The organism is Streptomyces sp. NPDC058145 (genome assembly GCF_042884245.1).
Classification (GTDB): Bacteria; Actinomycetota; Actinomycetes; order Streptomycetales; family Streptomycetaceae; genus Streptomyces.
Genome location: NZ_JBHVUH010000017.1, coordinates 1 through 24368, shown reverse-complemented (window position 1 = coordinate 24368; position 24368 = coordinate 1). Strand labels below are relative to the sequence as shown.

Annotated in this window: 23 protein-coding genes and 1 pseudogene; 11 read left to right on the top strand and 13 right to left on the bottom strand. The window is 71.7% G+C overall.

Translation table 11 applies throughout. The features are described 5' to 3' along the window. The first annotated feature begins 83 nt into the window (after positions 1-83). Positions 84-1817, top strand: coding sequence for a protein kinase (locus ACFVVO_RS32115; RefSeq protein ID WP_390059661.1), 1734 nt, complete (start codon positions 84-86; stop codon positions 1815-1817). A 48-nt stretch (positions 1818-1865) separates the two neighbouring features. Here ACFVVO_RS32115 and ACFVVO_RS32110 read toward each other — a convergent pair whose 3' ends face one another. The 9 genes from ACFVVO_RS32110 to ACFVVO_RS32070 form a co-directional block, all read right to left on the bottom strand. Then, entirely contained in the window at positions 1866-2210 is a 345-nt protein-coding gene (locus tag ACFVVO_RS32110) for a hypothetical protein (RefSeq protein ID WP_390059660.1), read from the bottom strand. Positions 2211-2372: 162 nt separating this feature from the next. Next, the gene (locus tag ACFVVO_RS32105; protein ID WP_390059659.1) at positions 2373-2573 is read right to left on the bottom strand and encodes a DUF6229 family protein; all 201 of its coding nucleotides are present in this window, start codon (positions 2571-2573) and stop codon (positions 2373-2375) included. A gap of 153 nt (positions 2574-2726) precedes the next feature. Further along, positions 2727-4160: an aminobutyraldehyde dehydrogenase gene (locus ACFVVO_RS32100; RefSeq protein WP_390059658.1), complete on the bottom strand. Its 1434-nt coding sequence runs from the start codon at positions 4158-4160 to the stop codon at positions 2727-2729. Next, entirely contained in the window at positions 4153-5472 is a 1320-nt protein-coding gene (locus ACFVVO_RS32095; RefSeq protein ID WP_390059656.1) for a flavin monoamine oxidase family protein, read from the bottom strand. The genes ACFVVO_RS32100 and ACFVVO_RS32095 overlap by 8 nt, the downstream gene beginning before the upstream one ends. A 45-nt stretch (positions 5473-5517) precedes the next feature. Beyond that, positions 5518-6588: an ABC transporter ATP-binding protein gene (locus ACFVVO_RS32090; protein WP_390059654.1), complete on the bottom strand. Its 1071-nt coding sequence runs from the start codon at positions 6586-6588 to the stop codon at positions 5518-5520. Between the two features lie 4 nt (positions 6589-6592). Then, a complete protein-coding gene (locus ACFVVO_RS32085) occupies positions 6593-7474 on the bottom strand; it encodes an ABC transporter permease (RefSeq protein ID WP_390059652.1) in 882 nt (293 codons plus the stop codon). After that, positions 7471-8370: an ABC transporter permease gene (locus tag ACFVVO_RS32080; RefSeq protein ID WP_390059651.1), complete on the bottom strand. Its 900-nt coding sequence runs from the start codon at positions 8368-8370 to the stop codon at positions 7471-7473. The genes ACFVVO_RS32085 and ACFVVO_RS32080 overlap by 4 nt, the downstream gene beginning before the upstream one ends. A 3-nt stretch (positions 8371-8373) precedes the next feature. Further along, positions 8374-9498: a spermidine/putrescine ABC transporter substrate-binding protein gene (locus ACFVVO_RS32075; protein ID WP_390059649.1), complete on the bottom strand. Its 1125-nt coding sequence runs from the start codon at positions 9496-9498 to the stop codon at positions 8374-8376. Between the two features lie 189 nt (positions 9499-9687). Further along, on the bottom strand, positions 9688-10866 hold the full coding sequence (locus ACFVVO_RS32070) for an aromatic ring-hydroxylating dioxygenase subunit alpha (protein WP_390059647.1): 1179 nt from the start codon (positions 10864-10866) through the stop codon (positions 9688-9690). 371 nt (positions 10867-11237) lie between these two features. Here ACFVVO_RS32070 and ACFVVO_RS32065 point away from each other — a divergent pair, with 371 nt between their 5' ends. From ACFVVO_RS32065 to ACFVVO_RS32030, 8 genes are all read left to right on the top strand, one after another. Then, complete coding sequence (locus tag ACFVVO_RS32065) at positions 11238-11684, top strand: hypothetical protein (RefSeq protein WP_390059645.1); 447 nt, start codon at positions 11238-11240, stop codon at positions 11682-11684. Continuing rightward, positions 11681-12961 carry an NADH-ubiquinone oxidoreductase-F iron-sulfur binding region domain-containing protein gene (locus tag ACFVVO_RS32060; RefSeq protein WP_390059643.1) on the top strand — a complete coding sequence of 427 codons (1281 nt, stop codon included), beginning with the start codon at positions 11681-11683 and terminating at the stop codon, positions 12959-12961. The genes ACFVVO_RS32065 and ACFVVO_RS32060 overlap by 4 nt, the downstream gene beginning before the upstream one ends. Before the next feature lie 56 nt (positions 12962-13017). Then, positions 13018-13209, top strand: a complete 192-nt coding sequence (locus ACFVVO_RS32055; RefSeq protein WP_390059642.1) for a ferredoxin — start codon at positions 13018-13020, stop codon at positions 13207-13209. A 1-nt stretch (position 13210) separates the two neighbouring features. Next, positions 13211-15265, top strand: a complete 2055-nt coding sequence (locus ACFVVO_RS32050) for an acetate--CoA ligase family protein (RefSeq protein ID WP_390059640.1) — start codon at positions 13211-13213, stop codon at positions 15263-15265. A 92-nt stretch (positions 15266-15357) separates the two neighbouring features. Then, complete coding sequence (locus ACFVVO_RS32045; protein WP_390059638.1) at positions 15358-16530, top strand: acyl-CoA dehydrogenase family protein; 1173 nt, start codon at positions 15358-15360, stop codon at positions 16528-16530. A 50-nt stretch (positions 16531-16580) separates the two neighbouring features. Then, on the top strand, positions 16581-17753 hold the full coding sequence (locus ACFVVO_RS32040) for an acyl-CoA dehydrogenase family protein (protein WP_390059636.1): 1173 nt from the start codon (positions 16581-16583) through the stop codon (positions 17751-17753). 80 nt (positions 17754-17833) lie between these two features. After that, positions 17834-18736: a 3-hydroxybutyryl-CoA dehydrogenase gene (locus ACFVVO_RS32035; protein ID WP_390059634.1), complete on the top strand. Its 903-nt coding sequence runs from the start codon at positions 17834-17836 to the stop codon at positions 18734-18736. A gap of 47 nt (positions 18737-18783) precedes the next feature. Further along, a complete protein-coding gene (locus tag ACFVVO_RS32030) occupies positions 18784-19395 on the top strand; it encodes a TetR/AcrR family transcriptional regulator (RefSeq protein WP_390059632.1) in 612 nt (203 codons plus the stop codon). Positions 19396-19817: 422 nt separating this feature from the next. Here ACFVVO_RS32030 and ACFVVO_RS32025 read toward each other — a convergent pair whose 3' ends face one another. The 3 genes from ACFVVO_RS32025 to ACFVVO_RS32015 all read right to left on the bottom strand — a co-directional run bounded on the left by ACFVVO_RS32025 (position 19818) and on the right by ACFVVO_RS32015 (position 21895). Further along, positions 19818-20282, bottom strand: a complete 465-nt coding sequence (locus tag ACFVVO_RS32025; protein WP_390059630.1) for a ricin-type beta-trefoil lectin domain protein — start codon at positions 20280-20282, stop codon at positions 19818-19820. Positions 20283-20522: 240 nt separating this feature from the next. Then, entirely contained in the window at positions 20523-20723 is a 201-nt protein-coding gene (locus ACFVVO_RS32020; RefSeq protein WP_390059629.1) for a hypothetical protein, read from the bottom strand. Positions 20724-21037: 314 nt separating this feature from the next. Then, complete coding sequence (locus ACFVVO_RS32015) at positions 21038-21895, bottom strand: calcium-binding protein (protein WP_390059627.1); 858 nt, start codon at positions 21893-21895, stop codon at positions 21038-21040. Between the two features lie 352 nt (positions 21896-22247). Here ACFVVO_RS32015 and ACFVVO_RS32010 point away from each other — a divergent pair, with 352 nt between their 5' ends. Both ACFVVO_RS32010 and ACFVVO_RS32005 read left to right on the top strand, forming a co-directional pair. After that, positions 22248-23018 carry an aminoglycoside adenylyltransferase family protein gene (locus ACFVVO_RS32010; RefSeq protein WP_390059625.1) on the top strand — a complete coding sequence of 257 codons (771 nt, stop codon included), beginning with the start codon at positions 22248-22250 and terminating at the stop codon, positions 23016-23018. 359 nt (positions 23019-23377) lie between these two features. Next, complete coding sequence (locus ACFVVO_RS32005; RefSeq protein ID WP_390059623.1) at positions 23378-23689, top strand: hypothetical protein; 312 nt, start codon at positions 23378-23380, stop codon at positions 23687-23689. Between the two features lie 240 nt (positions 23690-23929). Here the strand turns inward: ACFVVO_RS32005 and ACFVVO_RS32000 are convergent. Continuing rightward, positions 23930-24256: pseudogene (locus ACFVVO_RS32000) on the bottom strand (DUF427 domain-containing protein); the annotation flags it as partial. Between the last annotated feature and the right edge of the window lie 112 nt (positions 24257-24368).

The following is a 24368-nucleotide window of genomic DNA, read 5'->3' as shown; positions in this document are numbered from 1 at the left end:
CCGGGTTCGCTCCGCACGCCGTGCGCCCGCGAGGACGGGGTCCATCCGCGTGCTATCGGCGGCGGCAACTAAGCTTCCCGCCCATGAGCGAAGCGGGTGGCGACGACAGCCACAGACGGGTTGTCGACGGGCGGTTCGAGCTGGAGGCACGGCTCGGCGGTGGCGGCATGGGCATGGTCTGGCGCGCGAGGGACCTCGTGCTGCACCGGAGCGTGGCCGTCAAGGAGGTCAGGCCGCCCGATCCCGATCTGGCCGAATACGATCCGCAGGCGGCCGGGACGCTGCGGGAACGGGTCCTGCGGGAGGCACGCGCGCTGGCCCGTGTCGATCACCCCAACGTGGTGACCATCCATCACGTGGTCGACGGCGGTCCTGGAAGCTACCCCTGGATCGTCATGGAACTCGTCACCGGCGGCTCCCTGGCCGACCGTCTCGCGCGTGGCCCGATGAGCCCGGTGGAGGCGGCGCGGATCGGACGCGAGGTGCTGGCCGCGCTCAACGCCGCGCACCAGGCCGGGATCCAGCACCGCGACGTGAAGCCGGCGAACGTCCTGCTGCGTCCCGATGGCCGTCCGGTGCTCACCGACTTCGGTATCGCCGCGATCCGCGAGTCGACCTCTCTCACGGCCACGGGGGCGGTCATCGGCACCCCCGACTTCATGGCCCCGGAACGCGTCTCCGGCAAGGACGGCGGTCCCGCGTCGGACCTGTGGTCGCTGGCGATGATGATCTACACGGCGGTGGAGGGCCACCACCCGCTGCGTCGGGCCACCACGCTGGCGACGCTCGCCGCCGTGCTGAGTGAGGACATCCCGCCGCCGGTCAACGCCGGTCCGCTGCGGGAGGTCCTGACGCGGGTCCTCGTCCGGGATCCCGCGGCACGGCCCGGCGCCCAGGAACTGGAGCGGATGCTGGACGCCGCCGCCCGCGAGGCCGAGATGCCCACCTCGTTCCCGCTGCGGCCACCGTCCCCGCAGCCGCCGTCCGCCCCGCAGGTGCCCGGACCCGCGTCCCCGACCACGGGCTTCGGGCCCGCGCCCGCGATGACCACGGGCCCCTACGGCGCACCGCCGGCCTCGGCGCCAACGTTCGCCCCGGGGCCGCAGGACGCGCGTCCCGGGTCCCACACCGTCGCGGTGCGGCCGGGGCGCGGCCGCCGCTGGACAGTGGTGGCCCTGCCCGTCGCCGGTGTGGCCCTCGCTGGAGCGCTGGTCTGGACCCTGCTGCCCGACGGGAACGCCCACACCTCCGGCACATCGGGCTCGTCGACCGCCTCCGGCCGGCCGGCCGCCAAGTCACCGGCGGCCGGTGACACGGCCTCCTCGGCAGCCACGCCCTCGGCCGAGGGACGGACCGGCACGACGGACCTCCTGACGCCGGCCGGCATCCGCACCGCGATCAGCGCCTTCAAGAAGGAGACCGGCCGCAACCGGTTCGGATCGCTCACGGTGTATCCGCAATACGTCTCCGCCGACCTCATGGTGAAGGGCAGCGACACCAAGTACGACTCGTACACCTACCGCCCCAGCCAGGGCGTGCAGAAGGGCATCATCAGCAGCACGCTCAGGAGCGGGACCTCCCCCCTCGGCCTGGACGACTTCGACTGGAACAAGGTCCCGGGCCTGCTGGCCGAGGGCCGGCGCAAGCTGAAGGTCGACGACGCGAACACCCGCTACCTGCTGGTGAACCTGCCGGACTCCGTCTTCGACAGCCCCGCCGGGATGTCCGTCTACCTCGGCAACTCCTACGGCCAGAGCGGCTACATCGAGTCGAGTCCGCAGGGCAAGGTCCTCAAGGTCGTGCCCTACGACGGGTGAGAACAGCCTTGGGCGTGCTCCGCGCCCGGGACGGTACGGAGGCCCGGCTCAGTCGAGCAGCAGGGGGTCGGGCAGGGCGGCCGAGCGGTGCATCCGCAGCAGCGTGTGGACGACTCCGACAGGCCCGGCGTCCACCCGGGCCAGCCCGGCCAGCCGGCGGCCGATGGGCGCGGCGGCCGCGAGCCAGCGGTCCCGCCCGGTCGCCGCGGCCAGGCCGAGCAGCGGTACGACACCACCGGCCGCCCCGTTCAGAAGATCCACCTCGACGTCGTCCTCGACCAGCCGGCCCTCCAGCAGCACCGCCCGCGCGGCGGCCCGTTCCAGCAGCCGCTCCTCGCCACATTCCGCCGCACGTGCGGCGCCCTGCCGGACGCCGGAAGGACAAGACGTCAAGACGGGGTGAACCGCGCGCCCGACGCCGGCACCCCGGCACCGGATGTGCGGTGCGGACGTGCCGTCGTACGGCGCGCGGTTCACCGCGCGGGACCCGGGAGCACCGCGGACGATCAGCGCTCCTGCGTACGGGCGAAGGTCAGCGGCACCACGGGCGACCGGTCAGCAGCACCAACTGCCGTGCGACCCGCTCGGGCTGGAACAGAAGCCGTACAGGGAGTCGCTCGGATCGGTCAGTGCGGCCTCCGCGGCGGCACCGCCGACGTACAGCGGACCGGCGGGGTTGGACTGGCCGTAGGCGCTCTCGGTGCCCGACAGCCAGGCTTCGAGCACGGCGGCGGTGTGGACACTGGTCTGAGACATCAGTGGCCTCTCGACGGTGGAAAAGGGCGGATTGCCCAGCCCCGAGTAGGCCAGGTTCGAACATTCGTCAGATGCCTGATCCGGCCACAGTCCAGTGGTGATACTGATGCCTCCTGTAGGAAACTGAGGCGGTGCGACCTGCCCGCCACCCCCTCACAACATGACGTGCTTGACCTGTGTGTAGTCGAGCAGGCCGGTGAGGGACAGGTCGCTGCCGTAGCCGGAGTGACGCACTCCGCCGTGTGGCATCTCCGAGACTGTCGTGCCATGGGTGTTGACCCAGACGATGCCTGTGTGCAGGGCGCGGCTCGCGCGCATGGCGCGGTCGTGGTCGCGGGTCCAGACGCTCGCGGCCAGCCCCTGCGGCACGGTGTTCGCCATCCGCAGGGCCTCAGCCTCCTCGGCGAACGGCTGGACGGTGACGACCGGTCCGAACACCTCGCTCCGCACGATCTCGTCCTCCTGGCGGGCGCCGGCGACCACCGTGGCCTGATGGAAGTAGCCCGGGCGGGCGAGGGCCGCACCGCCGGTGACGATCTCGGCGTGGTCCGGGAGACGATCCAGCAGGCCGCGTACGGAGTCGAGCTGGGCGGCGTTCGCGAGCGGGCCGAAATCGGCGCGCCCGTCGTCCGGGCCGCCCGGTACTAGCCGTGCCGCCCCGCGGGCGAACGCGTCCAGGAAGGCGTCGTGGATCCGCCGGTGGACCAGGATCCTGGTGGCGGCCGTGCAGTCCTGGCCCGCGTTGTAGTAGGCCAGCGACGACAACTGCTCGACCGCGTCGTCGAGATCGGCGTCCTCGTGGACCAGGACCGGTGCGTTGCCGCCGAGTTCGAGGTGGAGCCGTTTGAGGTCGGTGGCCGCCGCCGCCGCGATCTCCTGTCCGGCGCGGACACTCCCGGTGACGGCCACCAGCCGGACACAGGGGTGGGCGACGAGGGAGCGCCCCGTGTCACGGTCGCCGCACACCACGTTGAGCACACCCGGCGGCAGGTGCTCGGCGGCCAGCCGGGCGAGCAGCGCGGCCGACGACGGCGTGCTGTCCGACGGTTTCAGCACGACGGTGTTGCCGGCGGCCAGCGCCGGGGCGACCTTCCACACCGCCATCATCAGTGGGTAGTTCCACGGTGTGATCTGGGCGCAGACCCCGACCGGCTCCCGGCGCAGCACGGAGGTCCGGCCTGGTGTGTACTCGGCCGCCGCCGCGCCCGGCAGGTTCCGGGCCGCTCCGGCGAAGTACCGCAGCACGTCGACGATCGCGGGCAGTTCGTCCGCCAGGAACAGGGCGCTCGGCTTGCCCGTGTCGGTCACCTCGGCACTCGCCAGCGCGTCGGCCTCCCTTTCCAGGGCGTCGGCTACGCGCAGCAGCGCGGACTGCCGCTGCGCCGGAGTCGTGGCCGACCAGCCGGTGAAGGCTTCCTGTGCCGCCCGGCAGGCCGCGTCCACGTCCTCGGGTCCGGACAGCGGGGCGGTGCCGTGCTCGCGTCCGGTCGCCGGGTCGATCAGCCGCAGCGTGGCGAGGGACGCGGCCGGCACCTCCTTGCCGCCGATGTGGTTGAGGACGGTGGTGGGGCGGTCGAGGTCAGCCACGGCGCAGCGCCTCCCCGGCGGCGGCGCGGCCGGTGCGGACGGCGCCCTCCATGTACCCGGCGACCCACTGGTCGGAGCCGCAGACGTAGAACGGCGGCTCGTGGGTGCCGTGCAGCGGGCCGACCGCCATGACCTCGCCCGGCGGCCACTGGGTGACATAGCCCTGGGTCCACCGGTCGGTGCCCCACAGCCGCAGATGGCAGGCGCTCGGCCGCAGCGCCTCGTCACCGAACATGGCGGCCATCTCGCCGAGCAGCTCGGGGGCGCGCAGCTGGGGCGGGGTGCCGAGCAGCACGCCGTAGCGCTCGGGCGGTATCAGGGCCGACAGGACGCCCTCGTTCTGCGGCCAGGTGCTGCCCAGCACCCCCTCGGACTCGGACAGCCCGTTCAGATCGCCGGCCCGCCAGAAGGGACGGTCGTAGACGGCGGCGAACTTCGCGGCCGTCGCGTGGCGCTGCCGGTGCAGGGAGGCGAGCCGGGCCCCGCTCACCCCGCTGACGGCGACGGACCGCAGGGGACCCACGGGCAGGGCGCTGACCACGGCCCCGGCGGTGAGGACCTCGCCCGTGGCCAGGCGAACGGCACAGCGGCCGGAGCGCACCGTGACGGCGGCGACGGGTGAGCCGAGCCGGACGCGGGGGCCCAGCTCCCGGCCGAGGACCTCGGCGAGGGTCGCCGATCCTTCGGCCAGCCGCAGTCCCTCCCAGTCGTCGTAGTCGTAGTCTCCGGCACCCGAACCGGGGACGGCCGCCCTCTTGCGCAGTGCGGCCAGTAGCGAGATCCGCTCGTACGAGCCGCCCGCCAGGGCGAGTTGGCCGATGTCCCACAGGCGTACGACCGCGGGCGTGGCGTGCCGCGAGCGCAGCCAGTCGGCCACGGACAGCCGGTCCAGGGCGGCCGCGTCCGGATGCGACCAGGGGGCGTCCGGATCGACGGTGGCGGCGAGCGCGGCGAACTCCGCGCCCAGCCGCTCGTGCAGCCCCGCGTCTCCCGGCCCGAACCAGTGCGGCGGATCACCGGCCGAGCGGCCCTCCGGGGTGGCACGGGTGATACGGCCGGGCTCGGCGACATAGCTGGGGACCAGTTCGAGGCCGAGTTCCTTGGCGAGTTCCAGGTAGGCGGTGTGTCCGTGGCCGACCACCTCGCCGCCCAGCTGGACGGTGCGGCCGTCGGGTGTCCGGGTCTGCTCGACCCGGCCGCCGACGCGGTCCCGGGCCTCCAGGACGAGCACGTCGGTGCCGGCGGCGGCCAGGTCCCGGGCGGCGGCGAGCCCGGCCAGACCGGCACCGAGCACGATCACGTCGTGATGCATCAGTTTCGCTTTCGTCGGTACGGCGGAATCGGGGGCGGGTGGCGCTCAGGCCAGGACCAGGCAGTGCTCGGGCCGCCACCCGAACTCCACCGTCTCGCCGCCGCTCCAGCGGTCCTCCATGCGCGCACGGGCCGTGTTCTGCTCCAGCACCGACAGCGTGACGCCCGGGGCGAGTTCGATCAGATAGGTCGTGGTCGGGCCGCTGTAGACGGTGTCGCGGACGACCCCGCTCAGCATCGACATGCCCGGTTCGAAGTCCGACAGCCAGATCTTCTCGGGGCGCACGGACACGCTGACGGCGGTGCCGTCCGCGATGCCGGTGCGGGGGCCGACCGACAGCGCGGGGCCCCGGTCCAGGGAGACCTCACCCGCGCGGTACGTGCCGCTCATCAGGTTGGAGGTGCCCATGAAGGACGCGACGAAGCGGGTGGCCGGGTGTTCGTAGATGTCCTCGGGGGTGCCGCACTGTTCGATGTGCCCCTCGTTCATCACGGCGATCCGGTCGGACATGGTCAGCGCCTCGTCCTGGTCGTGGGTGACGAAGACGAAGGTGATGCCGACCTCGCGCTGGATCTGCTTGAGCTCCACCTGCATCTGGCGGCGCAGCTTGAGGTCGAGGGCGGCCAGCGGCTCGTCGAGGAGGACCACGGCCGGACGGTTGACCAGCGCGCGGGCCAGCGCGACGCGCTGGCGCTGGCCGCCGGAGAGGGTACGGGGCCTGCGTTCGGCGAGGCCGCCGAGCTGGACCAGGTCCAGCATCTCGCCGACGCGCTGCCGTGTCTCGGCCTTGGCGACGCCCTTGCGCTTGAGCCCGAAGGTGACGTTGTCGGCGATGCTCAGATGGTCGAACAGCGCGTAGCTCTGGAAGACCGTGTTGACGTTGCGCCGGTTCGGCGGCAGCGCGGTTACGTCCTCGCCCGCGAGCAGCACCGAGCCCTCGGTGGGATCGCTGAATCCGCCGATCATGCGCAGCGTGGTGGTCTTGCCGCAGCCGGACGGGCCCAGCAGGGAGAAGAAGTGGCCGGCCTCGATGTCGAGGTCGAGACGGTGCACGGCGTAGGAGTCGGCGAACTGCTTGGAGACGCCGTCGAGCCGGACGGCGGGAGTCGCGTCCATGGAGTCACTCTCCGGAGAGGATGTCGAGGCCGGCGCGGCGGCCGAAGAGGCGCGGGATGAACAGCGCCAGGGCGATCAGGCAGATGGATCCCGCGAGCATCAGCGTGCCGACGGCGTTGATGGTGGGCTGCACCCCGAAGCGGATCGCCGAGTAGATCCGCACCGACAGCGGCTGGGGGTCGACGCCGGTGGTGAAGTAGGCGAGGACGAAGTCGTCGAAGACGAGGGCGAAGATCAGCACGGCGGAGGCGAGCACCGCGGGCAGCAGGGCCGGCAGGGTCACCAGGCGGACCGCCTGCCAGCGGGTGGCGCCGAGGTCCATGGCGGCCTCCTCCACCTCCGGGTTCAGCGCCGCGACCCGGGAGCGCAGGATGACCGTGACGTAGGAGATGGAGAAGGTGATCTCGGCGAGCATCACCGTGCTCGTGGACAGGGTCACGCCCAGGCCCTTGAACAGCAGCATCGACGCGACGCCGGTGACGATCTCCGGGGTGATCAGCGGTACCAGCATGATCAGGCCGGCCAGTGAGCCGAGCCGGGTGCGGCAGCGGACCAGGCCGAGCGCGAGCGCCACCCCGAGCACCACCGATCCGGCCATCGCCACCAGGGAGATCCGCAGGCTGGTGCCCAGCGACGCGATGAGCACGTCGTCGTGGGCGAACGCCCGGTACCAGCGCAGGCTGAACCCGCCGAACACGGTCAGGGACTTCTTGGAGTTGAAGGAGAACAGGGCCACGACGGCGATGGGCAGGTAGAGCAGGGCGAAGAAGAGCCCTGTGACCGCGATGAGGACACGGGGCCTGCGGTCGGCACGGCCGTGCCGCGCGCGGCGCCGGGCGGCCGGGCGGGCCGGGGCGGTCGCGGAGGGCAGTTTGATCAGGGTCATCGGGGTGCCTCCGCCTCGTCCTTGCGGGTGCGCCGCAGGTAGCCGAACATCCCGATCAGCAGGACCAGCATCAGCAGCATGGTGAGCGCGGAGCCCAGCGGCCAGTTCTGGCCCTGGAAGAACTTGTCCTGGATGAGGTTGCCGATCATGATCTGGTCCGGGCCTCCCATGAGCTGTGCGCTGACGAAGTCGCCCATGGCGGGCAGGAAGACCAGGACGAGTCCGGCCGCCGCGCCCTGCCGGGTGGCGGGCATGGTGACGAAGACGAACGTGCGGACCGGGCCGCCGTACAGGTCGCGGCCGGCCTCGATGAGGGAGACGTCGAGGCGTTCCAGGGCCGCGTACAACGGGATGATCATGAAGACGACGAAGCCGTAGACGAGTCCCGCGACCACGCCGACGCCGGTGTTGAGGATCTTCGTGTCCCCGTCGGCGACTCCGACGGCACGCAGGGCGCGCAGCACTGGTCCGTCGTCGGAGAGGACCACCGACCAGCCGTACATGCGGACCAGGTAGTTGGCGAAGAACGGCACCACGATCGCGGCGATCAGGGCGTGCTTGTACCGGCCGCCGTGCAGGGCGATGGTGTACGCCACCGGGTAGGCGATCAGCAGGCAGATCGCGCAGGTCAGCAGGGCGTAGCCGACGGAGCGCGCGAGCACCTCGGTGTAGGCGGGGTCGGCGAGGGCGCGGACACCGGCGAGGTCGAAGCCGAATCGCGGGTTGCCGAGGTCGTCGGTGGTGCCGACCGCGAGCACGGCCACGAGCACGAGCGAGGCGATCAGGAAGCCGGTCATCCAGAGGGTGCCGGGCAGCATGAACCAGGTCCACATGCGGGTGCCGGTGGCGTCCGGACGGCGCCGGCGGGTGCGCGAGGAGTGGCGGAGCGGTGCCATGGATCAGCCCGCCTTCACATGGGTCCAGGCGGTGTCGCGGGCGTCCTCCGCCGCGCGGCCGCCGTTGCGGAAGAACAGGTCCGCCTTGAGGTCGTCCTCGGTGACGAGGCACTCGGGGAACGGCTTGACCAGCTCCGCGTAGATCTTCTCGGAACCGGCCACGGGCATCGGGTAGCCGATGTACTCGATGTTCTTCTTCACGTTCTCCGGCCGCAGCATGTAGTCGATGAAGAGCATCGCGGTGCCCGGGTGGGGGGCGTTCCAGGGGATGGCGTAGCAGTCGGAATTGATCGGCGTGCCCTCCCGCGGGGCCTCGAAGCCGAACACGGAGGGGTCCTTGGCCTGGTTGAGCATGGCGGCCATGTCGCCGCTCCACGCCTGTGTCATGACGGCGTTGCCGTTGAGGAGGTTGTTGTAGCTGTCGCTGGAGAAGCCGCGCAGTCGCGGCCGCAGGGTGCCCAGCAGGGACGTGATGCGGTCGAGGTCACGGGTGTTCCCGGTGCTCACGTCCAGGCCGAGGGCGAGGGCGCCCATGCCGAGGACCTCGTCCCGGTCGTCCAGCAGGAAGACCTTGCCCCTGGCCTTGTCGCTCCACAGGTCCTTCCAGGATCCGGTCAGCTCGCCGACGCGGTCGCGGCGCCAGCCGATGCCGGTCTTGTAGGCGGTGAAGGGCACGGTGTGCGCGGAGCCGGGGTCGTACCACGGGTCGGCGAAGTACGCGTACCTGCCGAACACGGCGTGCGCGTTGGTGAGCTGGGAGTGGTCGATACGGCGCAGCCGCCCGCCGCGGACCAGGCGCTGGGCCCACTTGGCGGTGGGGAAGACGATGTCGTAGCGGTTGCCGGCGTTGAGCTTGGCGACCATTCCCTCCATCGAGTCGAAGTTCGACTGGACGACCTTGACGCCGTACTCCTTCTCGAAGCCCTTGAACACGGACGGGTCGACGAAGTCGGCCCAGTTGAAGTAGACGAGATCGCCGTCGACGCGCGCCCGCACCGGGGCGAGCTGCTGGGCGTCGGGCGTTCTGGCGGGCATGAACCCGCAGCCACCGGCCGCGGCGCCGAGCAAGCCGCAGGCGCCGGCCCGCAGGAGGGCGCGACGGGTCGGTGGGGGTACCTCGGGGGACATGGAACGTCCTCTCCGTCGAGGAACGGCACAACTCCAGGGCGGGACCGGCTGGTCGGCTCACGGAGGCCCTGACTCCGTAGTGAAGACCGGTCTGGGGAGGGTGCGTGCGTCAGCGGGTGCCGGATAAGCCCGACGCGAGGCGGACGGCTCCGGGCGGGTGCGGCGCGGCGGCCGGGTGGCGGGCGGCCGTCACCGCGTGTCCCCGTCCAGGTCGCCGCGGACCCGGCCGGCGAACCAGCCGACGGCGGCCTCGCGCTGCGACAGCGGGCCCGGCTCGAAGCCGGGGGTCTGCAGGCCGGCCTGCACGCGTTCCACCAGCTCGGCGTCCTCGTCGTTGGTGACCCAGCCGATGTGGATGTTCAGCCGCCGGGCCAGCCGGGTGCGCACGCTCTCCCCGTGCCGGGTGTAGAAGGCGCCCGGGATCGCCGCCCGGTCCTGGGCGGTGGGCAAGGCGGTCCACGCGAGCACGTGGTCAGGGTAGAAGTCGATGAGCGTGTTCGGATAGATCACGGCGTACCGCCACACGCGCCGGTCGGCCTCGGTCAGCCCCGGCATCGGGGTGGCCAGCCGCTGGTAGAGCCGCTCGGTCCAGTTCGAGGAGGGCTTGTCGCGCAGCGGGGACTCGAACAGGACGTAGTTCTCCCGCACGTCCACCGTGTACGCCTGGTAGTCGAGCAGTCGCATGAGCGCGGGGTGGGCGACCGGGACGTGATAGCCCTCCAGATAGTTGTCGACGATCACCTTCCAGTTGGCGTTCTGCTCCTCGCCGCCCGCAGGGTCGTGGATGCGGTATTTGCCGATGGGGACGAGGCCCGGCCCGGTGTAGTGGCCGACGGCCTCGGCGAGCCCGGCGCAGCTCTCGGCGAGCGGGGTCGCCTCCAGGTCGAGGTTGACGAAGACGAAACCGAGGAAGGACTCGATGTTGACCGGGTGCAGGCCGAGCCGGGGCTTGTCCAGACAGGGGATCCGGCGCGCCTCCGGGGCGCCGACCAGCCGTCCGTCCAGTTTGTAGGTCCAGCCGTGGTACGGGCAGCGGATCGCCTTGCCCGCCGGCTCGGGTGCGCTGACCAGGCGGGTGCCGCGGTGCCGGCACACGTTGAGATGGGCCGCGAGTCCGCCGTCCTCGGTACGGACGACCAGCACCTCCCGGCCGGCGACGGTGGCGGTGAGCCGTGCGCCGGGGCCGGGAAGGTCGGATTCATGGCAGGCGAGCTGCCAGGACTTGGCGAAGATGCGTTCGGTCTCGGCCTCGGTGATGGCCGGATCCGTGTAGTAGCGCGCGGGCAGCGCTTCCCCGGGGTGCTCCGGGGGCGGCCCCGGCGGAGCTGGGGAGACGGCGGCGGCTGCCCGGGTGGTCGGGGGGTGCATGTGGTCCTCCTCCGCGCCGCGACGGCGGCGATGGGCGGTGAGGCTGTGCCCGGAACGGACGGCAGGTGCGACTGCCGAACCTGCCGTGATCAGGCTGACTAATTGGTTAGTCAGAGTGGGACCGGGGCGAAGGCAAGTCAAGACTTGTGGGCTGACTAATTAGTTAGTTAGTGTCGTGGCAGGTGGACGGCCCAAGGCCTGCAGACGGATGCCGGGCGCGTTCCGCAAGCCCGCGGACCACGGTCCGCGCCACACACCCCGCACAGCTCCCCGCCCCGCACGTCACGGCGCCGGAGCAACCCCGTCCATGTCATCGCCGCCCCACCCCCGTCTCCGGACCCACCGGAAGCGGTGCGATCCCGGAGGCACGCATGAGCGCTCACCGCAGTCTGGTATGGCTCGGCCTCACCCCGGAGCCCGAACAGGAACTGCCCGCCGCGGTGGCCGCCCTGCGGGCCCCCGCCGACGGCCGCCCGCGCACGGCCCTCGTCGTCGCCGAGCGGCACCGCGTCGAGCGGCTGGTGCTGCGCGGCACGCAGCGCGGCTGGCTGCGCTATCTCCGCGAAGTCACCGATCTGGTCGTGGCGGCCGCGGCGGGCCCCACGGCCACCGACCCGCGGCCGGCACTGGTGGCCGGCGAAGTCGTCCTCGACCACCACCGCATGCTGATCGGCCTGCCCGGGGCCGGCTACGCCCGCACCGCCGCACAGCGGCGCGAGCTGGAGCGAGCCCTGGCCCGCCTGCGATCCCGCGACGCGACCGGCCCCTTAGGCCCCGCCCACCCGTCCGGCCCCCTTGAGCCCAGGAGTACCGCATGACCGGCGTCTTCTCCCTCCTGCCCGAAGGACGGCCCGGCCTCCTCGACCCCCTGCTGTCCGGCGCCGTCCTGCCCGGCGGCAGCGAGGACCTCTCCCGGTACCTCGCCGCGGGCGGCTACACACCCCTGCCCGACCCCGGCCGGCTGCTCGACCGGATCGCCGCCGCGGGGCTGCGCGGGCGCGGCGGGGCCGGTTTCCCCGCCGCCGTCAAACTGGCCGCCGTCCGCGACACACCCGGCACACCCGTCGTCGTCGCCAACGGCGAGGAGGGCGAACCCGGCTCCGTGAAGGACCGCTGGCTGCTGCGCCACCGGCCGCACACGGTCCTGGACGGCATCCGGCTCGCTGCGGCCATGACCGGCGCCGCCCGCGCCTGCGTGTACCTCGCCGACGCCCCCGCCGAGCGGGCCGTGCGCCGGGCGCTCGCCGAGCGACCCGCCGAGCCGCGCGTCGACGTCGTACGCACGGAGCACACCTACGTCGCGGGGGAGGAGAGCGCGGTCGTACGACGCATCGACGGCGGCCCTGCACTGCCCACGGCGAAACCCCCGCGCCCCTTCGAGAGCGGTGTCGGCGGCGCACCCACCCTCGTCGCCAACGTGGAGACGCTGGCCCGCATCGCGCTCGTGCACGCATGTCCCGAGGCCGCCGACGCCGTCGCCGGGTCCCATCTGGTCACCCTGGCGGGCACCGGCCGGGCCGAACCGGGTAAGGACGCCGCCGGCGCGACGGCACTCGCGGAGGTGCCCGCCGGCACCCACCTCAAGGTCCTCGCCGACCTGTGCGGGCACGGCGGCGCGGACTCGGTGCTGATGGGCGGACTGTTCGGCGGCCTGCACGGAGCGGGCTGGACGGACCTTCCCCTGGACCACGACCGCCTGAGCGCGGCCGGCGGAGCCCTCGGCTGCGGAGCGCTGTACTTCCTGCATCCCGAGGACTGCCCGGTCGCCGTGGCCACCGAGGCCGCCGCCTACCTCGCGGCGCAGAGCGCCCGGCAGTGCGGGGTGTGCGTCTCCGGCACCGGGGCGCTGGCCACGGCCCTCACGGCCGTCGCGCGCGGCGAGGCGGCCGACGACACGACCGGCAAACTGCACCGCTGGTCCCGGGAGCTGCCGGGACGCGGCGCCTGCGGACTGCTCGACGCCGCCGCCCGCATCGTCGCCACCCTGCTCGCCCACTTCCCTGACCGCGTCGCCGCCCACCGCGGCTCCGCCTGCCCCGCCTGCGCGAACCCGGCACCCGAGGACGGGCACCGGTTCACGGTGCCGGTGCCCTGACCCGCGCCCCGCCTCCGTCGCACCCCGCCGTACCGAGCCGCACCGAAAGGACCGTCATGAAACTCCTGCTGGACTCCACCCGATGCCAGGGCTACGGCCTCTGCCAGGAACCCGCGCCCGGGCTGATCGACCTCGACGAGTGGGGCTACGCGCAGGTGCGCGAGACCGAGGTCCCGCGGGGCGGCGAGGAAGCCGCCACCGCCGCGGTCGACGCCTGCCCCAACGCGGCGCTGCGGCTGGTGAAGTGACATGGGACGTGACCTGTCGGCCCTGTTCGACCCCGTATCCGTCGCCGTCGTCGGAGCCAGCGACGACCCGGCCAAGTACGGCCACGCCATCGCAGCGCAGGCCGTTCGCGCGAACGGCCGCCGCCCCGTCCACCTGGTCAACCGGCGCGGCGGCACGGTACTCGGCCGCACCGCCGCGACCAGCCTGAGCGCGATCGGCGAGCCCGTCGACCTGGCGGTGGTCTCCGTGCCCGCCGCCGGCTTCGAGGACGCCGTCGACGAGGCCCTGCGCTGCGGGGCCCGGGCGATCGTCGCCATCACCGCGGGCTTCGCCGAGACCGGCGACGCGGGCCGGGCCCGCCAGCACGCCGTCGCCGAACGGGTGCGCGCCGCCGGTGCCGTGATGGTCGGACCCAACTGCCTGGGCATCGCCGACAACACCACCGACCTCTTCCTGGCCTCCGACACCTTCACCCCGGGGGGCGTCGCGCTGCTCAGCCAGAGCGGCAACCTCGCCCTCGAACTGCAGCTCCGCTTCGGCCCGCACGGCCTCGGCTTCTCCCGCTTCGTCTCGCTCGGCAACCAGGCCGACGTCACCCTCGTCGACCTGCTCGCCGACTGCGCCCGGCACGAGGGGACGAGCGCCGTCGCGGTCTACGCGGAGGACTTCGGCGACGGACGCGCCTTCGCCGAGGCGGCCGCGGCCGCCGGGAAGCCCGTGGTGCTGCTCACCGCCGGACGCGGCGACGCCTCGGCGCGCAGCGCCCAGTCGCACACCGGGGCGCTCACCACCTCGGCCGACGTGGTGGGCGCCGCCTGCCGCGATGCCGGTGTGGAACTGGTCGCCACGCCCCGCGAACTCACCGTCGTCCTGGCCGCGTTGCACGGCGCACGACGGGCGGCGGGCCGACGCGTCGCCGTGCTCACGGACGGCGGCGGTCACGGTGTCATCGCCGCCGACTGCGTCGAGGCGGCCGGGCTGACCGTGCCCGAACTCCGCGAGCCGGCCCGGCGGCAGCTGCGCGAGATCCTGTGGGAACAGTCGGCCGTCGCCAACCCGGTGGACCTCGCCGGGATGGGCGAACAGGACCCGGGCTCGTACGCGCGGAGCGTCGCCGCGCTGCTGGCGGCCGAGGAGGCCGACGCCGTGCTGATGACCGGCTACTTCGGCGGCTACGCGGCCGCCGAGGGCGGCCTCGGCGGTGGAGGCACGGCGCTCGCGGACGGTGAACAGGCGGCCGCCCGCCTCATCGCCGCCCGCCACCGCGCCACCGCCAAGCCCCTGGTGGTGCAGTCGATGTATCCCGGCTCGCCCAGCTGCCGCACGCTCGCCGCGGCCGGCATCCCGGTCTTCGCCGCCACCGAGGACGCCGCCCGCGCCCTCGCCGCCACGGCGCCCGGCACGCCGCACACCGGCGTCGCCCCCCTCCCCGCGCCCGCCGCCCCGATTCGCGAGTGCGGCTACCTGGAGACCCGCCGGGCGCTGGATGCGGCCGGACTCGCCTTCCCCGCCGCCCGGGAGATCCACGACGAGAGCGAACTGCTCGCCGCGACGGAGGAGTTCACCGGACCGTACGTCCTCAAGGCCCTCCATCTGCTGCACAAGTCCGACGCCGGCGGGGTGGCACTGGGCCTCGCCGGACCCGGTGAACTGCTGGCGGCGTTCCGCGAGATGCACGCCCGGCTGGGCGCCTCCTCCTACTCCGTGGAGGCCATGGCGGACCTGTCCGACGGCATCGAGCTCATCGTCGGCGTCAACCGGGACCCGCGCTTCGGCCCGGTCGCGATGGTGGGGCTCGGCGGTGTCCTGGCCGAGGCACTGCACGACGTCGCCTTCACCCTGGCACCCGTGCCCGCCGACCGCGCCCTGGGCCTGCTGCGCGGACTGCGCACCGCCGCCGTGCTCGACGGAGTGCGCGGCCGGCCGCCCGTCGACGTCGAGGCTGCCGCGAGGGCTGTCGAGACCATCACCGCGTTCGCCGCCGCCCATCCGGAGATCGCCGAGATCGAGGTCAACCCCCTGCTGGTCAGCCCCCGCGGCGTCCTCGCCCTGGACTCCCGGGCCGTACTCGGCTGACCGTCACCGCCCCACCCGGCATCCGCGCGCCCGCCCCGGCCGGCGCGATGCCGCACCCGTCCGACCGCCGTCCCCCGACCGAAGAGGCCCCCATGGACATGCGCTACACCCCCGAGCAGGCCGACCTCAAGCGTCGTGCCGCCGACTACGCCCGCCTGCTCATGCGTTACGAGGACCAGTCCGAGCAGGCCGGCGGACCCCTGCCGCAGGAGCTCGTCACCGAACTGACCCGCGCCGCCATGGACGCCGGTGTCTACGCCATCAACATGCCCGCCGAGTGGGGCGGTGCCGGCCTCAGCCTCCTCGACCAGGTCATCGTGGAGGAGGAGTTCGGCAAGGTCACCAACTGCCTGTGGGACATCCCCTGGCGGCCCGCCAACGTCCTCGCCCACGGCGACGAGCGGCAACGCGAGAAGTACCTGCTGCCGGTGATCCGCGGGGAGCGGTTCGACGCGTTCGCCGTCACCGAGCCGGGCGCGGGCTCGGACCCCTCGTCCGGGACGTCGACGGCCGCACGTACCGAAGGCGGCTGGCTGCTCAACGGTGAGAAGTGGTTCGTCACCTGCGGTGACATCGCCGACTTCCTGCTGGTGCAGGCCGACGCGGGACCCGACCTGCTGCCCACGCTGTTCTTCGTGCACAAGGCCGCGCCCGGGGTCGAGCTGACGCGGCTGCCGCACTTCATGCACTCCGCGGTCAACGGGCACCCCGAGTTCACGTTCACCAACGTCTTCGTGGCCGACGAGGACGTCCTCGGCGGCGTCGGCAACGGCTACGAGCTGACGAAGGAATGGTTCACCGACGAACGCCTGATGATCGCGGCGCGTACCGTCGGGGCGGCCGAGCGCGCTCTGCAACTCGCCCGGGACTGGGCCGTGGAGCGGGAGCAGTTCGGCGCGCCGATCGCCTCGTTCCAACTGATCCAGGGCATGCTCGCGGACTGCGCCGTCGACATCGCGGTCAACCGGGCCTACACCCACCAGGTCGCCTGGGAGGCCGACCAGCCGCACACCGACCGCAAGACGCTGCACGCCAAGGCCTCCACCGCCAAGCTCGCCGCGAGCGAGGCGGCCGGCCGGGTCGCCGACCGCTGTCTGCAGATCTTCGGCGGCCGCGGCTACGACCGCACCTACCCCGTCGAGCGCATGTACCGCGAACTGCGCGTCGACCGGATCTGGGAGGGCACCTCCGAGATCCAGCGGCTGATCATCGCCAACGAGCTGATCAAGCGCGGCACCCGCGCCCTGGCACTGCCCACGCACTGACACCCCCCGCCCGCGCACCGTCCACCCATCACCCCACAGCGAGGACATCCATGGACTTCCGCCTCACCCCGCGCCAGGAGCAGCTCAAGGCCGACGCGCGTGCCCTCACCGACCTCATCACCGCCTACGAGATCCAGTGCGAGGAGGAGAACGGCCTGCCCGCGAGCGCTCACGCCAAGATCCGCGACGCCGTCCTGGACGCGGGACTCCAGGCCGTCAACATGCCGGCCGAATGGGGCGGCGCCGGACTCACCATCGCCGAGCAGGTCACCGTCCAGGAGGAGCTCGGCCGGCTCACCGGCGCCCTGTGGGACATGGTGTGGCGGCCCGCCAACGCCCTCCGGTTCTGCACCCCCGAGCAGCGGGAGCGGTTCCTCGTCCCGGTCATCAAGGGGGAGCGCCGGGACTGCTACGCCGTCACCGAGCCCGGCGCGGGCTCCGACCCGCAGAACCTGGCCACCACCGCCACCAGGAACGACCGGGGCTGGGTCATCAACGGCGAGAAGTGGTTCGTGACCGTCGGCGACCACGCCGACTTCATGATCGTGCTCGCCGCGGCCGGCCCGGACCGCGCGCCCACCCTGTTCCTCGTCGACAAGGACACCTCGGGCATCGAGATGACGCGGGTCCCGCGCTTCATGCACACCTTCGTCTACGAGCACCCGGAGTTCACCTTCACCGACGTCCAGGTCGGCGACGACGCCGTGCTCGGCGGCATCGGCGAGGGATACGACATCACCCGCTCGTGGTTCACCGAGGAGCGCCTGATGATCGCCGCCCGCACCACCGGCGCCGCCGAACGGGCCCTGGAACTGTCCCGGGACTGGGCCGTGGAGCGCGAGCAGTTCGGCGCGCCGATCGCCTCGTTCCAACTGATCCAGGGCATGCTCGCGGACTGCGCCGTCGACATCGCGGTCAACCGGGCCTACACCCACCAGGTCGCCTGGGAGATCGACCGGGCGTCGGCCGAGGACCGCAAGACGCTGCACGCCAAGGCGGCCATCGCCAAGCTCTCGGCGAGCGAGGCCTCGGGCCGGGTCATCGACCGCTGTCTGCAGATCCACGGCGGCCGCGGCTACGACCGCTCGTACGCCGTCGAGCGGCTCTACCGCGAGCTGCGCGTCGACCGGATCTGGGAGGGCACCTCCGAGATCCAGCGGCTGATCATCGCCAACGAGCTCGTCCGGCGCGGCACGGGGGTCCTGGACCTGCCCGTCGCATAAGAACCCCCGGCCGGGGCGGCCACCCGCCCCGGCCGGCATCGCCGCACATCGAAGGGGAACGAAGGGGAAGGGGACGAGGGATGACCGACATCGAGCGCGTGGGGGTCGTCGGCTGCGGACTGATGGGCGCGGGCATCGCCGAGGTCTGCGCGCGCGCCGACGTGCCGGTCACGGTCGTGGAGCGTGACGCGCAGGCGGCCCGTGCGGGCCTCGGGCGCATCACCCGCTCGCTCGACCGGGCCACCGCACACGGCAGGCTCAGCGAGGAACGGCGGGCGGCGGCCTCGGCCCTGATCACCGTGGTCGACCAGATCGAGGCCCTGCACGACCACGACCTGGTGATCGAGGCAGTGGCGGAGGACGAGGACCTCAAGGTCGACGTGTTCACCCGCCTCGACTCGCTGATCACCGCGGAGAGCACCATCCTCGCGACCAACACCTCCTCGATCCCGGTCATCCGGCTCGCCGCCGCGACCGGCCGCCCCGACCGCGTCGTCGGCGTGCACTTCTTCAACCCCGTACCGGTTCTGCGGCTGGTCGAACTCGTCCCGTCGCTCCTCACCTCGCCCACCACCGCGCGACGCGCCGAGGACTTCGTGACCGGCACCCTCGGCAAGGAGGTCGTCCGCACCCGGGACAAGGCCGGATTCATCGTCAACGCGCTGCTCGTCCCCTACCTCCTCGCCGCCGTCCGCATGGTCGAGTCGGGCAGCGCGACCGTCGAGGACGTCGACCGCGGCATGGTCCTCGGCTGCGCGCACCCGCTCGGCCCGCTGGCCCTCACGGACCTGATCGGCCTGGACACCACCCGGGCCATCGCCGAATCGCTGTACGCCGAGTTCCGCGAGCCCCAGTACTCGCCCCCGCCGCTGCTGTCCCGGATGGTGGAGGCCGGTCTGCTGGGGCGCAAGTCCGGGCGAGGCTTCCACGTGTACGACGAAGGGCCCGGGCGTGAGGCGACGACACCGGCGGGGGCGCGGTGAGGGAAGATGGTCACGGCGTACGACCACCGAGCGAGGGGAGCCGCAACGTGTCCACGAAGGTGCGCACGGCAGACACACGCGAGCGCATCCTGACCGCGGCGTGCGAGGTCATCGCCGAGATCGGCTTCGAGAAGATCCGCATGCGCATGGTCGCCGAGCGGGCCGGTGTGTCGACGGCGCTGCTGCACTACCACTTCGACACGCGCGAGAAGCTGTTCACCGAGGCGATGACCCACTCCTTCGCCAGCACCGCCCTCGACGCGGAGCGCGACGTGGAGACGGTGCCCGCGGCGGTCGTCCTGGCCCGCATCGTGCGCAGTCTGCTGCCCACAGATCCCGAACTGCGCCAGGACTGGCGGCTGTGGCAGGAACTGTGGGCCCGGGCCCTGCGCGACGAGGTCACCCGCGTCTTCGCGGTGGACCTGTACGCGCAGCTGCACGCCTGGGTGGCCGGCGCGGTGCGCCGCGGCATCGAGTCCGGTGAGTTCACACCGGCCGACGTGGACGACCTGAGCACGCTCGTCCTGTCCCTCAGCGACGGCTATGGCATTCGTCTCATGCTGCGCGATCCGGCGGTCACCCTGGACAGCGCCCTCTCGTCCATCTGGCGCCAGGTGGCCCCCGCGCTCGGCCTGCCGGACTTGGTGCCGGCGGACTGAGACTCCCGCCGCCGCCCGCCTCGCAGGAGTGGACAGGCGGAAGGAGGAGAACACAGGCAAGGTCCTTTTCATGACCTCTCCTCCCCGATGCGTTCGCCCACGACACCAGCCAGGAGGGTGGCCAGCGCGGACACCGAACACCAACGTGGCGCGAGGTACTCATCGCGGCGGCGCACCAGGCCAGGCACACGAAACGGAGCCCTCTCGGACGTCACGGGCCGAGTGGCCTTGGAGTCCTAGCCCAGTCTTGAGCGCCGTCGTTGGTCTGATCGAGTGATCGCAGGAGGCGCAGGAAAGGCGGCCGCGGCACGGCGAGACATCGAGGACGCAGGCCAAACCGGTCTCTTCTGGCCCATCCAAGAATGCCAGGGGCCCGGCCGTTTCAGACGGCCGGGCCCTTGGCATTGTTCAGGCGCGAACGATCAGTAGCTCCACCACAGCCGGGAGCGGCCCCCGTCGCACGTGTTCAGGTGCACGTGATGGATCGTCCCTGATCCCGCGACAAGACAGGTTTTGGTTGCGTTGTTGATCACCTGGTACCCCGTGTCAATACCGATGCTGTGCACTGTCCACAAGGCTGCCGGATCGTCGGCCAAGCACTGCCTCATCGTCGGCTGACCGTTGCGGGCGACCAAACACAGCTTGTCACCAACCTTCTGCCGAAGTTCGGTCAGCGTTTCAAGTTCAGTGGTCATCAGCCAGGTCTGATAGGCGCCATCGTTGCAGCCTGTCGTGTAGGGCCCGTAGTCGGCCCTGTAATCGAGACACTCGCCCGCATCAGCCACGCTATACACGTGCTGGTACGCCATCCCCGCCTGTGCGGGTGCGGTACCCAGGCCCCAACACAGCGCAGCGGCCGCACCTATGGCGGCAACCTTCGTCAGCACGTGTCCTCCCCGTTTTTGTGACACGACGTCTAGCCAGGGAAATTAAAGAGGAGTCCAGCGGGCGTGGCAACGGCTCAACGAGCCCAATCCGCCGCCTGTCCGCGTTCGAAGTGACCACGCTCATCGGATGGTTGCCAGGCCGCGCACGGCCCGAGCAGGGCCCGACCGTTGTTGGCGGTCAGGTCTACTTTGCGGCTGGTGTCTGGGCTAGGACTCCAAGGCCGTGATCGCCGTGATCCGTCAGAACAGGGCGTCCTGGTCCGGCTCCTCACGGGGCAACGGACCGACGTCCTCACCGCTCCACTTCGCCTCTAGGTGCTTGCGCCAGCCCGTCGGCGGAGGCCAGGGGACACCCCATTCCGCAAGCTGCTTCTTCGACCAGCCGCCGTTGGGGGTCCGCGCGGCGGCCACCTCGTCAGGGGAGGGCACGTAGTTGACCATGCAGGGATGCTGCCCCAGCACGCGGCCCTGGTGCCACAGATAACAGCCCATATCTGCGGTGCCGGTGGCGTCGAACCGCGGTTCGGTCTCGTCACCGCTGCGCGAGGAAACCCTGTTATCTGCGGCAAGGCCCTTGCTGGGGCGCTACCGCACGATCTGACGTCAGTGTTCCCCAACCCCCCTGCGGCCGACTGCCGATGAACGCAGGTGAACGGCCCCGTCCGAGGCTCCGTAGGGGATCGGAGAGGCCTCCGCCCCCCCGTTCCGGGCGCCATTGCCGGCGAGAGCGGGGTTGGGGAGCTGACGCTTCGTTGTCAGGGGCGTACATCGACGTAGTCGCCGGTGGCTTTGGCGGGGCCGGTGGTGCGGGTGCCGGTGAAGTTCCAGCGCCAGTAGCCGTCTTTCACTGCCTTGACGGTGGTGCGAAGTGTTCCGGTGCCGCTGGTGTTCACCGTGGCCACTGTGGTGTAGGTGCTGCTGTTCTTCGGGCGGAATTGCAGTTTGACGGCTTGGCCCGCGTATCCAGCACACCGATAAGTGTCCCAGTTGGCCCTGACAAGCTTGCCGGTGATGGTGATACGAGCGCCCTTGGCCACCGGTTCCGGTGAGGCGTTGACTGTGAGCTGCGCGGCGCGCTTGAGGCTGAACGAGCCCACGCCGGGGGCGAATACGGAATCGCCGTTGTTGGCGTCGACCAAGGCGTCGACTGTCCATGTTCCCGCGTTGGCGTTGGCCAGGTCCACCGGGTCGTCGCTGCTCGGAGCCGGGTGGGCGTTGACTGTGAACATCGTCGTGCATGCCGTCGCGGTCTCGCAGAAGGCGTCGGTGGTGTAGAAGCCGCCGTGCGGTCCCTTCAGATCCACGTCGGCGAAAGACAGGCCGGGGTCATTCGGGCCGGTGATCGTGACTGGGAACTGCACGTTGTGCGTTGTACCTACGATGACGTCATGTCCGGAGTTGACGGTGGCGCCGCTGACCACCGGGTCGCTGGGCGTGGCATCGGCCGAGGCTCCCGCTCCGGTCAGCGCGATGGCGACGGCCCCCACCAGGACACCGCGGCTTGTAATGCGGCCGACGGGTTTGCGTTGTGTGGCATGTGAGGCGGCGATGAGCGGGGCGATGTCACGCCCGCCGTTTTGTCCGTGGTTAGGCGGTGCGGCGAAACGGCTCATGAGTCCTCCCGGGGATGACAGGCCTTGTTGCCGGCCACCGGGCACGCGGGCAGTTGGTGGCGAGCGCAGGAGACCGATGTGTGTCACTGCCTACGACTGTCGAGCCGGTCCGATCGTTGCCCTGGCAGGGGCGGGAAACAAACCGCCGCCTGCTGCGACCGGCGTCCGGGCTGCGGAGCGGGCTGGTGGTGTGGCCCCGCAGGATGAGGGCGGCTGGCGGTGCCGGCCGGGCGGATGTGGGCCGGCTGCGCCGTCTCAGCCTTGGCGCTGGCCTCCCGTCGGCGCATCGCCCTGATCGGCCGAAGTCGGATAATGCGGTGCGGTCGGCCGGCTGGCAGGAGAGGCTGGTGCAGTGGATCAGGTTCAGGAGATCGTGCGGCTGGCCGACGGGGTGCTGGGCCGGGACGTCATCGGCACCTATCTGCACGGCTCCTCGGTGCTCGGTGGGCTCAGGCCGGCCAGTGACGTGGACGTGCTGGTCGTTGCCCGGCGGCGCATGGACGAGCAGGATCGGCGGGCACTCCTCGGTGGACTGCTTCAGATCTCCGGCTCCCGGAACGAGGCCCGCCCGGTCGAGCTCACCGTGGTCGTGCAGTCCGAGGTGCGGCCCTGGCGGTACCCGCCGACCTGCGACTTCCTCTACGGCGAGTGGCTGCGCGCCGAGTACGAGGCCGGACAGGTCCCTCAGCCGGAGCCGATGCCCGATCTGGCCCTGCTGGTCAGCATGGCGCTCTCCGGCGACCATTCCCTCACCGGCCCGCCCCTCTCGGAGGTCCTCGACCCGGTGCCGCGGGCCGACCTGGTCGGGGCGAGCGTGGCGGGTGTCCCCGGCCTGCTCGACGCCCTGGACAGCGACACCCGCAACGTCCTGCTGACCGTCGCCCGTATCTGGACCACGCTCGCCACTGGCCGGATCAGGTCGAAGGACGCCGCTGCCGACTGGGCCCTCGCCCGGCTCCCGCCCGAGCACCGCCCCGCCCTCGAGCACGCCAGGCAGCTCTATCTCGACTGCACCTACTCCGAGGAGAGCTGGAGCGATGCATTGCTGACGCGGGTGCGTCCGGTCGTGGATCGCGTGCTCGTTGAGATCGACCGGCTGTGCACCCGGATCCCGCGGGCGTGAGGGCCACGGTCTGACGCTCCTAGGAGTCGAACGTGACGTTGCCCGTCTGTTCTCCGGTCGAGCCTTCCAGCACGTTGTGAGCAGCTCGGGCGGCGTGGCCCACTCTCCGCGGCGACAGCACTCCGGGCACCGGTCCCCGATCGTTGGGGGGGCGCTGTGCTGGGGTGATGCGCTCCTGGGTGCGCGGGTGATTGGGCGCTGGGCCGGGGCGGGTGCTGCGGCCGGCCGGGCGGGGCCCGCGGCATCATTCCTGCCCGCCCTCACGACGACCACGCCGGCGGACGGGAGAGGCGCGCTTTCCGGCCAGTACTCGCAGGTAGGGGTACGTGAGGGGGCTGCGGGGAGGGAGGATCGCGGTCGTGTACCGCGAAGACATGCCCGGCTGCGTGCGGTGGGAGATCCTGATGCACGAACGGTTCAGCGACGTGTGGATCTGCAAAGACTTCGGCCGTGCCACCATCGGCGCGGATCCCGCCGAGCTGGGTCGGGCCGTTCTCGCCGCGTATCTCGCCGGCCGGGACAGCCGGGGTGAAACGTTCCGCGTCGTCGTCCGCGCCGGCGACGGCAGCCAGTGCGTCATCACTCCCGGCCACCTCACCGACCGCGGATGGAAAGCGGAGTCGGCCATCTGTCAGGCACTGCCCGCCTATCTGCGCGACGCCCTCGCCTGACCCTGGCAGGGCCACCCGGCGGACCCGGCCGGCTGTATCTCCTGGGCGGCGAGCCTTACCGTGCGCGGCGGGGCAAGGCGGCAGTGTCTCCTGTAGAAGTCGATGGGGTTCAGCGGTCTCCGGTCAGACCGCTACTCCGGACGCCGGCGGACGCACCGGGCACGGCCGAGCGGGCGCGCATGAACTCGCTGTACGGCCTGTGCTCGATGCTCGCGGGCGCGTGGTGGCGGCGAGATGTGCTTACCACCCACGTGTTCCGGGGGCGCCCTTGAAGGGCCCGCGCACCTCTTTCGTGATCCAGCCGCCGTAGAAGTCGCCCTCTTGGGCCTGTACCTCTTCGCCTCCGACAAGGCAGCGGTCGACCCGGCTCACGTAGAAGGCGAAGTAGTCCCTGAGGACCGTGTACGCGGGCTCGGGGCGTGCGTAGCTCCAGGCGGCCCGGCTTCGCACTTCGTCACCGACGATCACGTCCCAGTAACGAGCGCTGCCTTTCCACTCGCACCAGGTGCGGCCTTCGGTGAGGAACAGCAGAACCGACCGGACGTCCTCGGACGGAATGTAGAACGTCGGAGGTTGACTTCCTCCCCCTCGTAAACGAGGGGGATTCCTACGGCTCGCGCCGTGGGGTTTCCTGCTTCGTCGCCGACCGCCCGCCCGGAGTACTCCGTTGAGGTCTTAC

Excerpts from the sequence above, each read along its gene's own strand:
- ACFVVO_RS32115 (WP_390059661.1), top strand. The coding sequence starts at position 84 with ATGAGCGAAGCGGGTGGCGACGACAGCCACAGACGGGTTGTCGACGGG.
- ACFVVO_RS32105 (WP_390059659.1), bottom strand. The coding sequence starts at position 2,573 with ATGTCTCAGACCAGTGTCCACACCGCCGCCGTGCTCGAAGCCTGGCTG.
- ACFVVO_RS32095 (WP_390059656.1), bottom strand. The coding sequence starts at position 5,472 with ATGCATCACGACGTGATCGTGCTCGGTGCCGGTCTGGCCGGGCTCGCC.
- ACFVVO_RS32090 (WP_390059654.1), bottom strand. The coding sequence starts at position 6,588 with ATGGACGCGACTCCCGCCGTCCGGCTCGACGGCGTCTCCAAGCAGTTC.
- ACFVVO_RS32085 (WP_390059652.1), bottom strand. The coding sequence starts at position 7,474 with ATGACCCTGATCAAACTGCCCTCCGCGACCGCCCCGGCCCGCCCGGCC.
- ACFVVO_RS32080 (WP_390059651.1), bottom strand. The coding sequence starts at position 8,370 with ATGGCACCGCTCCGCCACTCCTCGCGCACCCGCCGGCGCCGTCCGGAC.
- ACFVVO_RS32075 (WP_390059649.1), bottom strand. The coding sequence starts at position 9,498 with ATGTCCCCCGAGGTACCCCCACCGACCCGTCGCGCCCTCCTGCGGGCC.
- ACFVVO_RS32070 (WP_390059647.1), bottom strand. The coding sequence starts at position 10,866 with ATGCACCCCCCGACCACCCGGGCAGCCGCCGCCGTCTCCCCAGCTCCG.
- ACFVVO_RS32065 (WP_390059645.1), top strand. The coding sequence starts at position 11,238 with ATGAGCGCTCACCGCAGTCTGGTATGGCTCGGCCTCACCCCGGAGCCC.
- ACFVVO_RS32060 (WP_390059643.1), top strand. The coding sequence starts at position 11,681 with ATGACCGGCGTCTTCTCCCTCCTGCCCGAAGGACGGCCCGGCCTCCTC.
- ACFVVO_RS32055 (WP_390059642.1), top strand. The coding sequence starts at position 13,018 with ATGAAACTCCTGCTGGACTCCACCCGATGCCAGGGCTACGGCCTCTGC.
- ACFVVO_RS32050 (WP_390059640.1), top strand. The coding sequence starts at position 13,211 with ATGGGACGTGACCTGTCGGCCCTGTTCGACCCCGTATCCGTCGCCGTC.
- ACFVVO_RS32045 (WP_390059638.1), top strand. The coding sequence starts at position 15,358 with ATGGACATGCGCTACACCCCCGAGCAGGCCGACCTCAAGCGTCGTGCC.
- ACFVVO_RS32040 (WP_390059636.1), top strand. The coding sequence starts at position 16,581 with ATGGACTTCCGCCTCACCCCGCGCCAGGAGCAGCTCAAGGCCGACGCG.
- ACFVVO_RS32035 (WP_390059634.1), top strand. The coding sequence starts at position 17,834 with ATGACCGACATCGAGCGCGTGGGGGTCGTCGGCTGCGGACTGATGGGC.
- ACFVVO_RS32020 (WP_390059629.1), bottom strand. The coding sequence starts at position 20,723 with ATGGTCAACTACGTGCCCTCCCCTGACGAGGTGGCCGCCGCGCGGACC.
- ACFVVO_RS32015 (WP_390059627.1), bottom strand. The coding sequence starts at position 21,895 with ATGAGCCGTTTCGCCGCACCGCCTAACCACGGACAAAACGGCGGGCGT.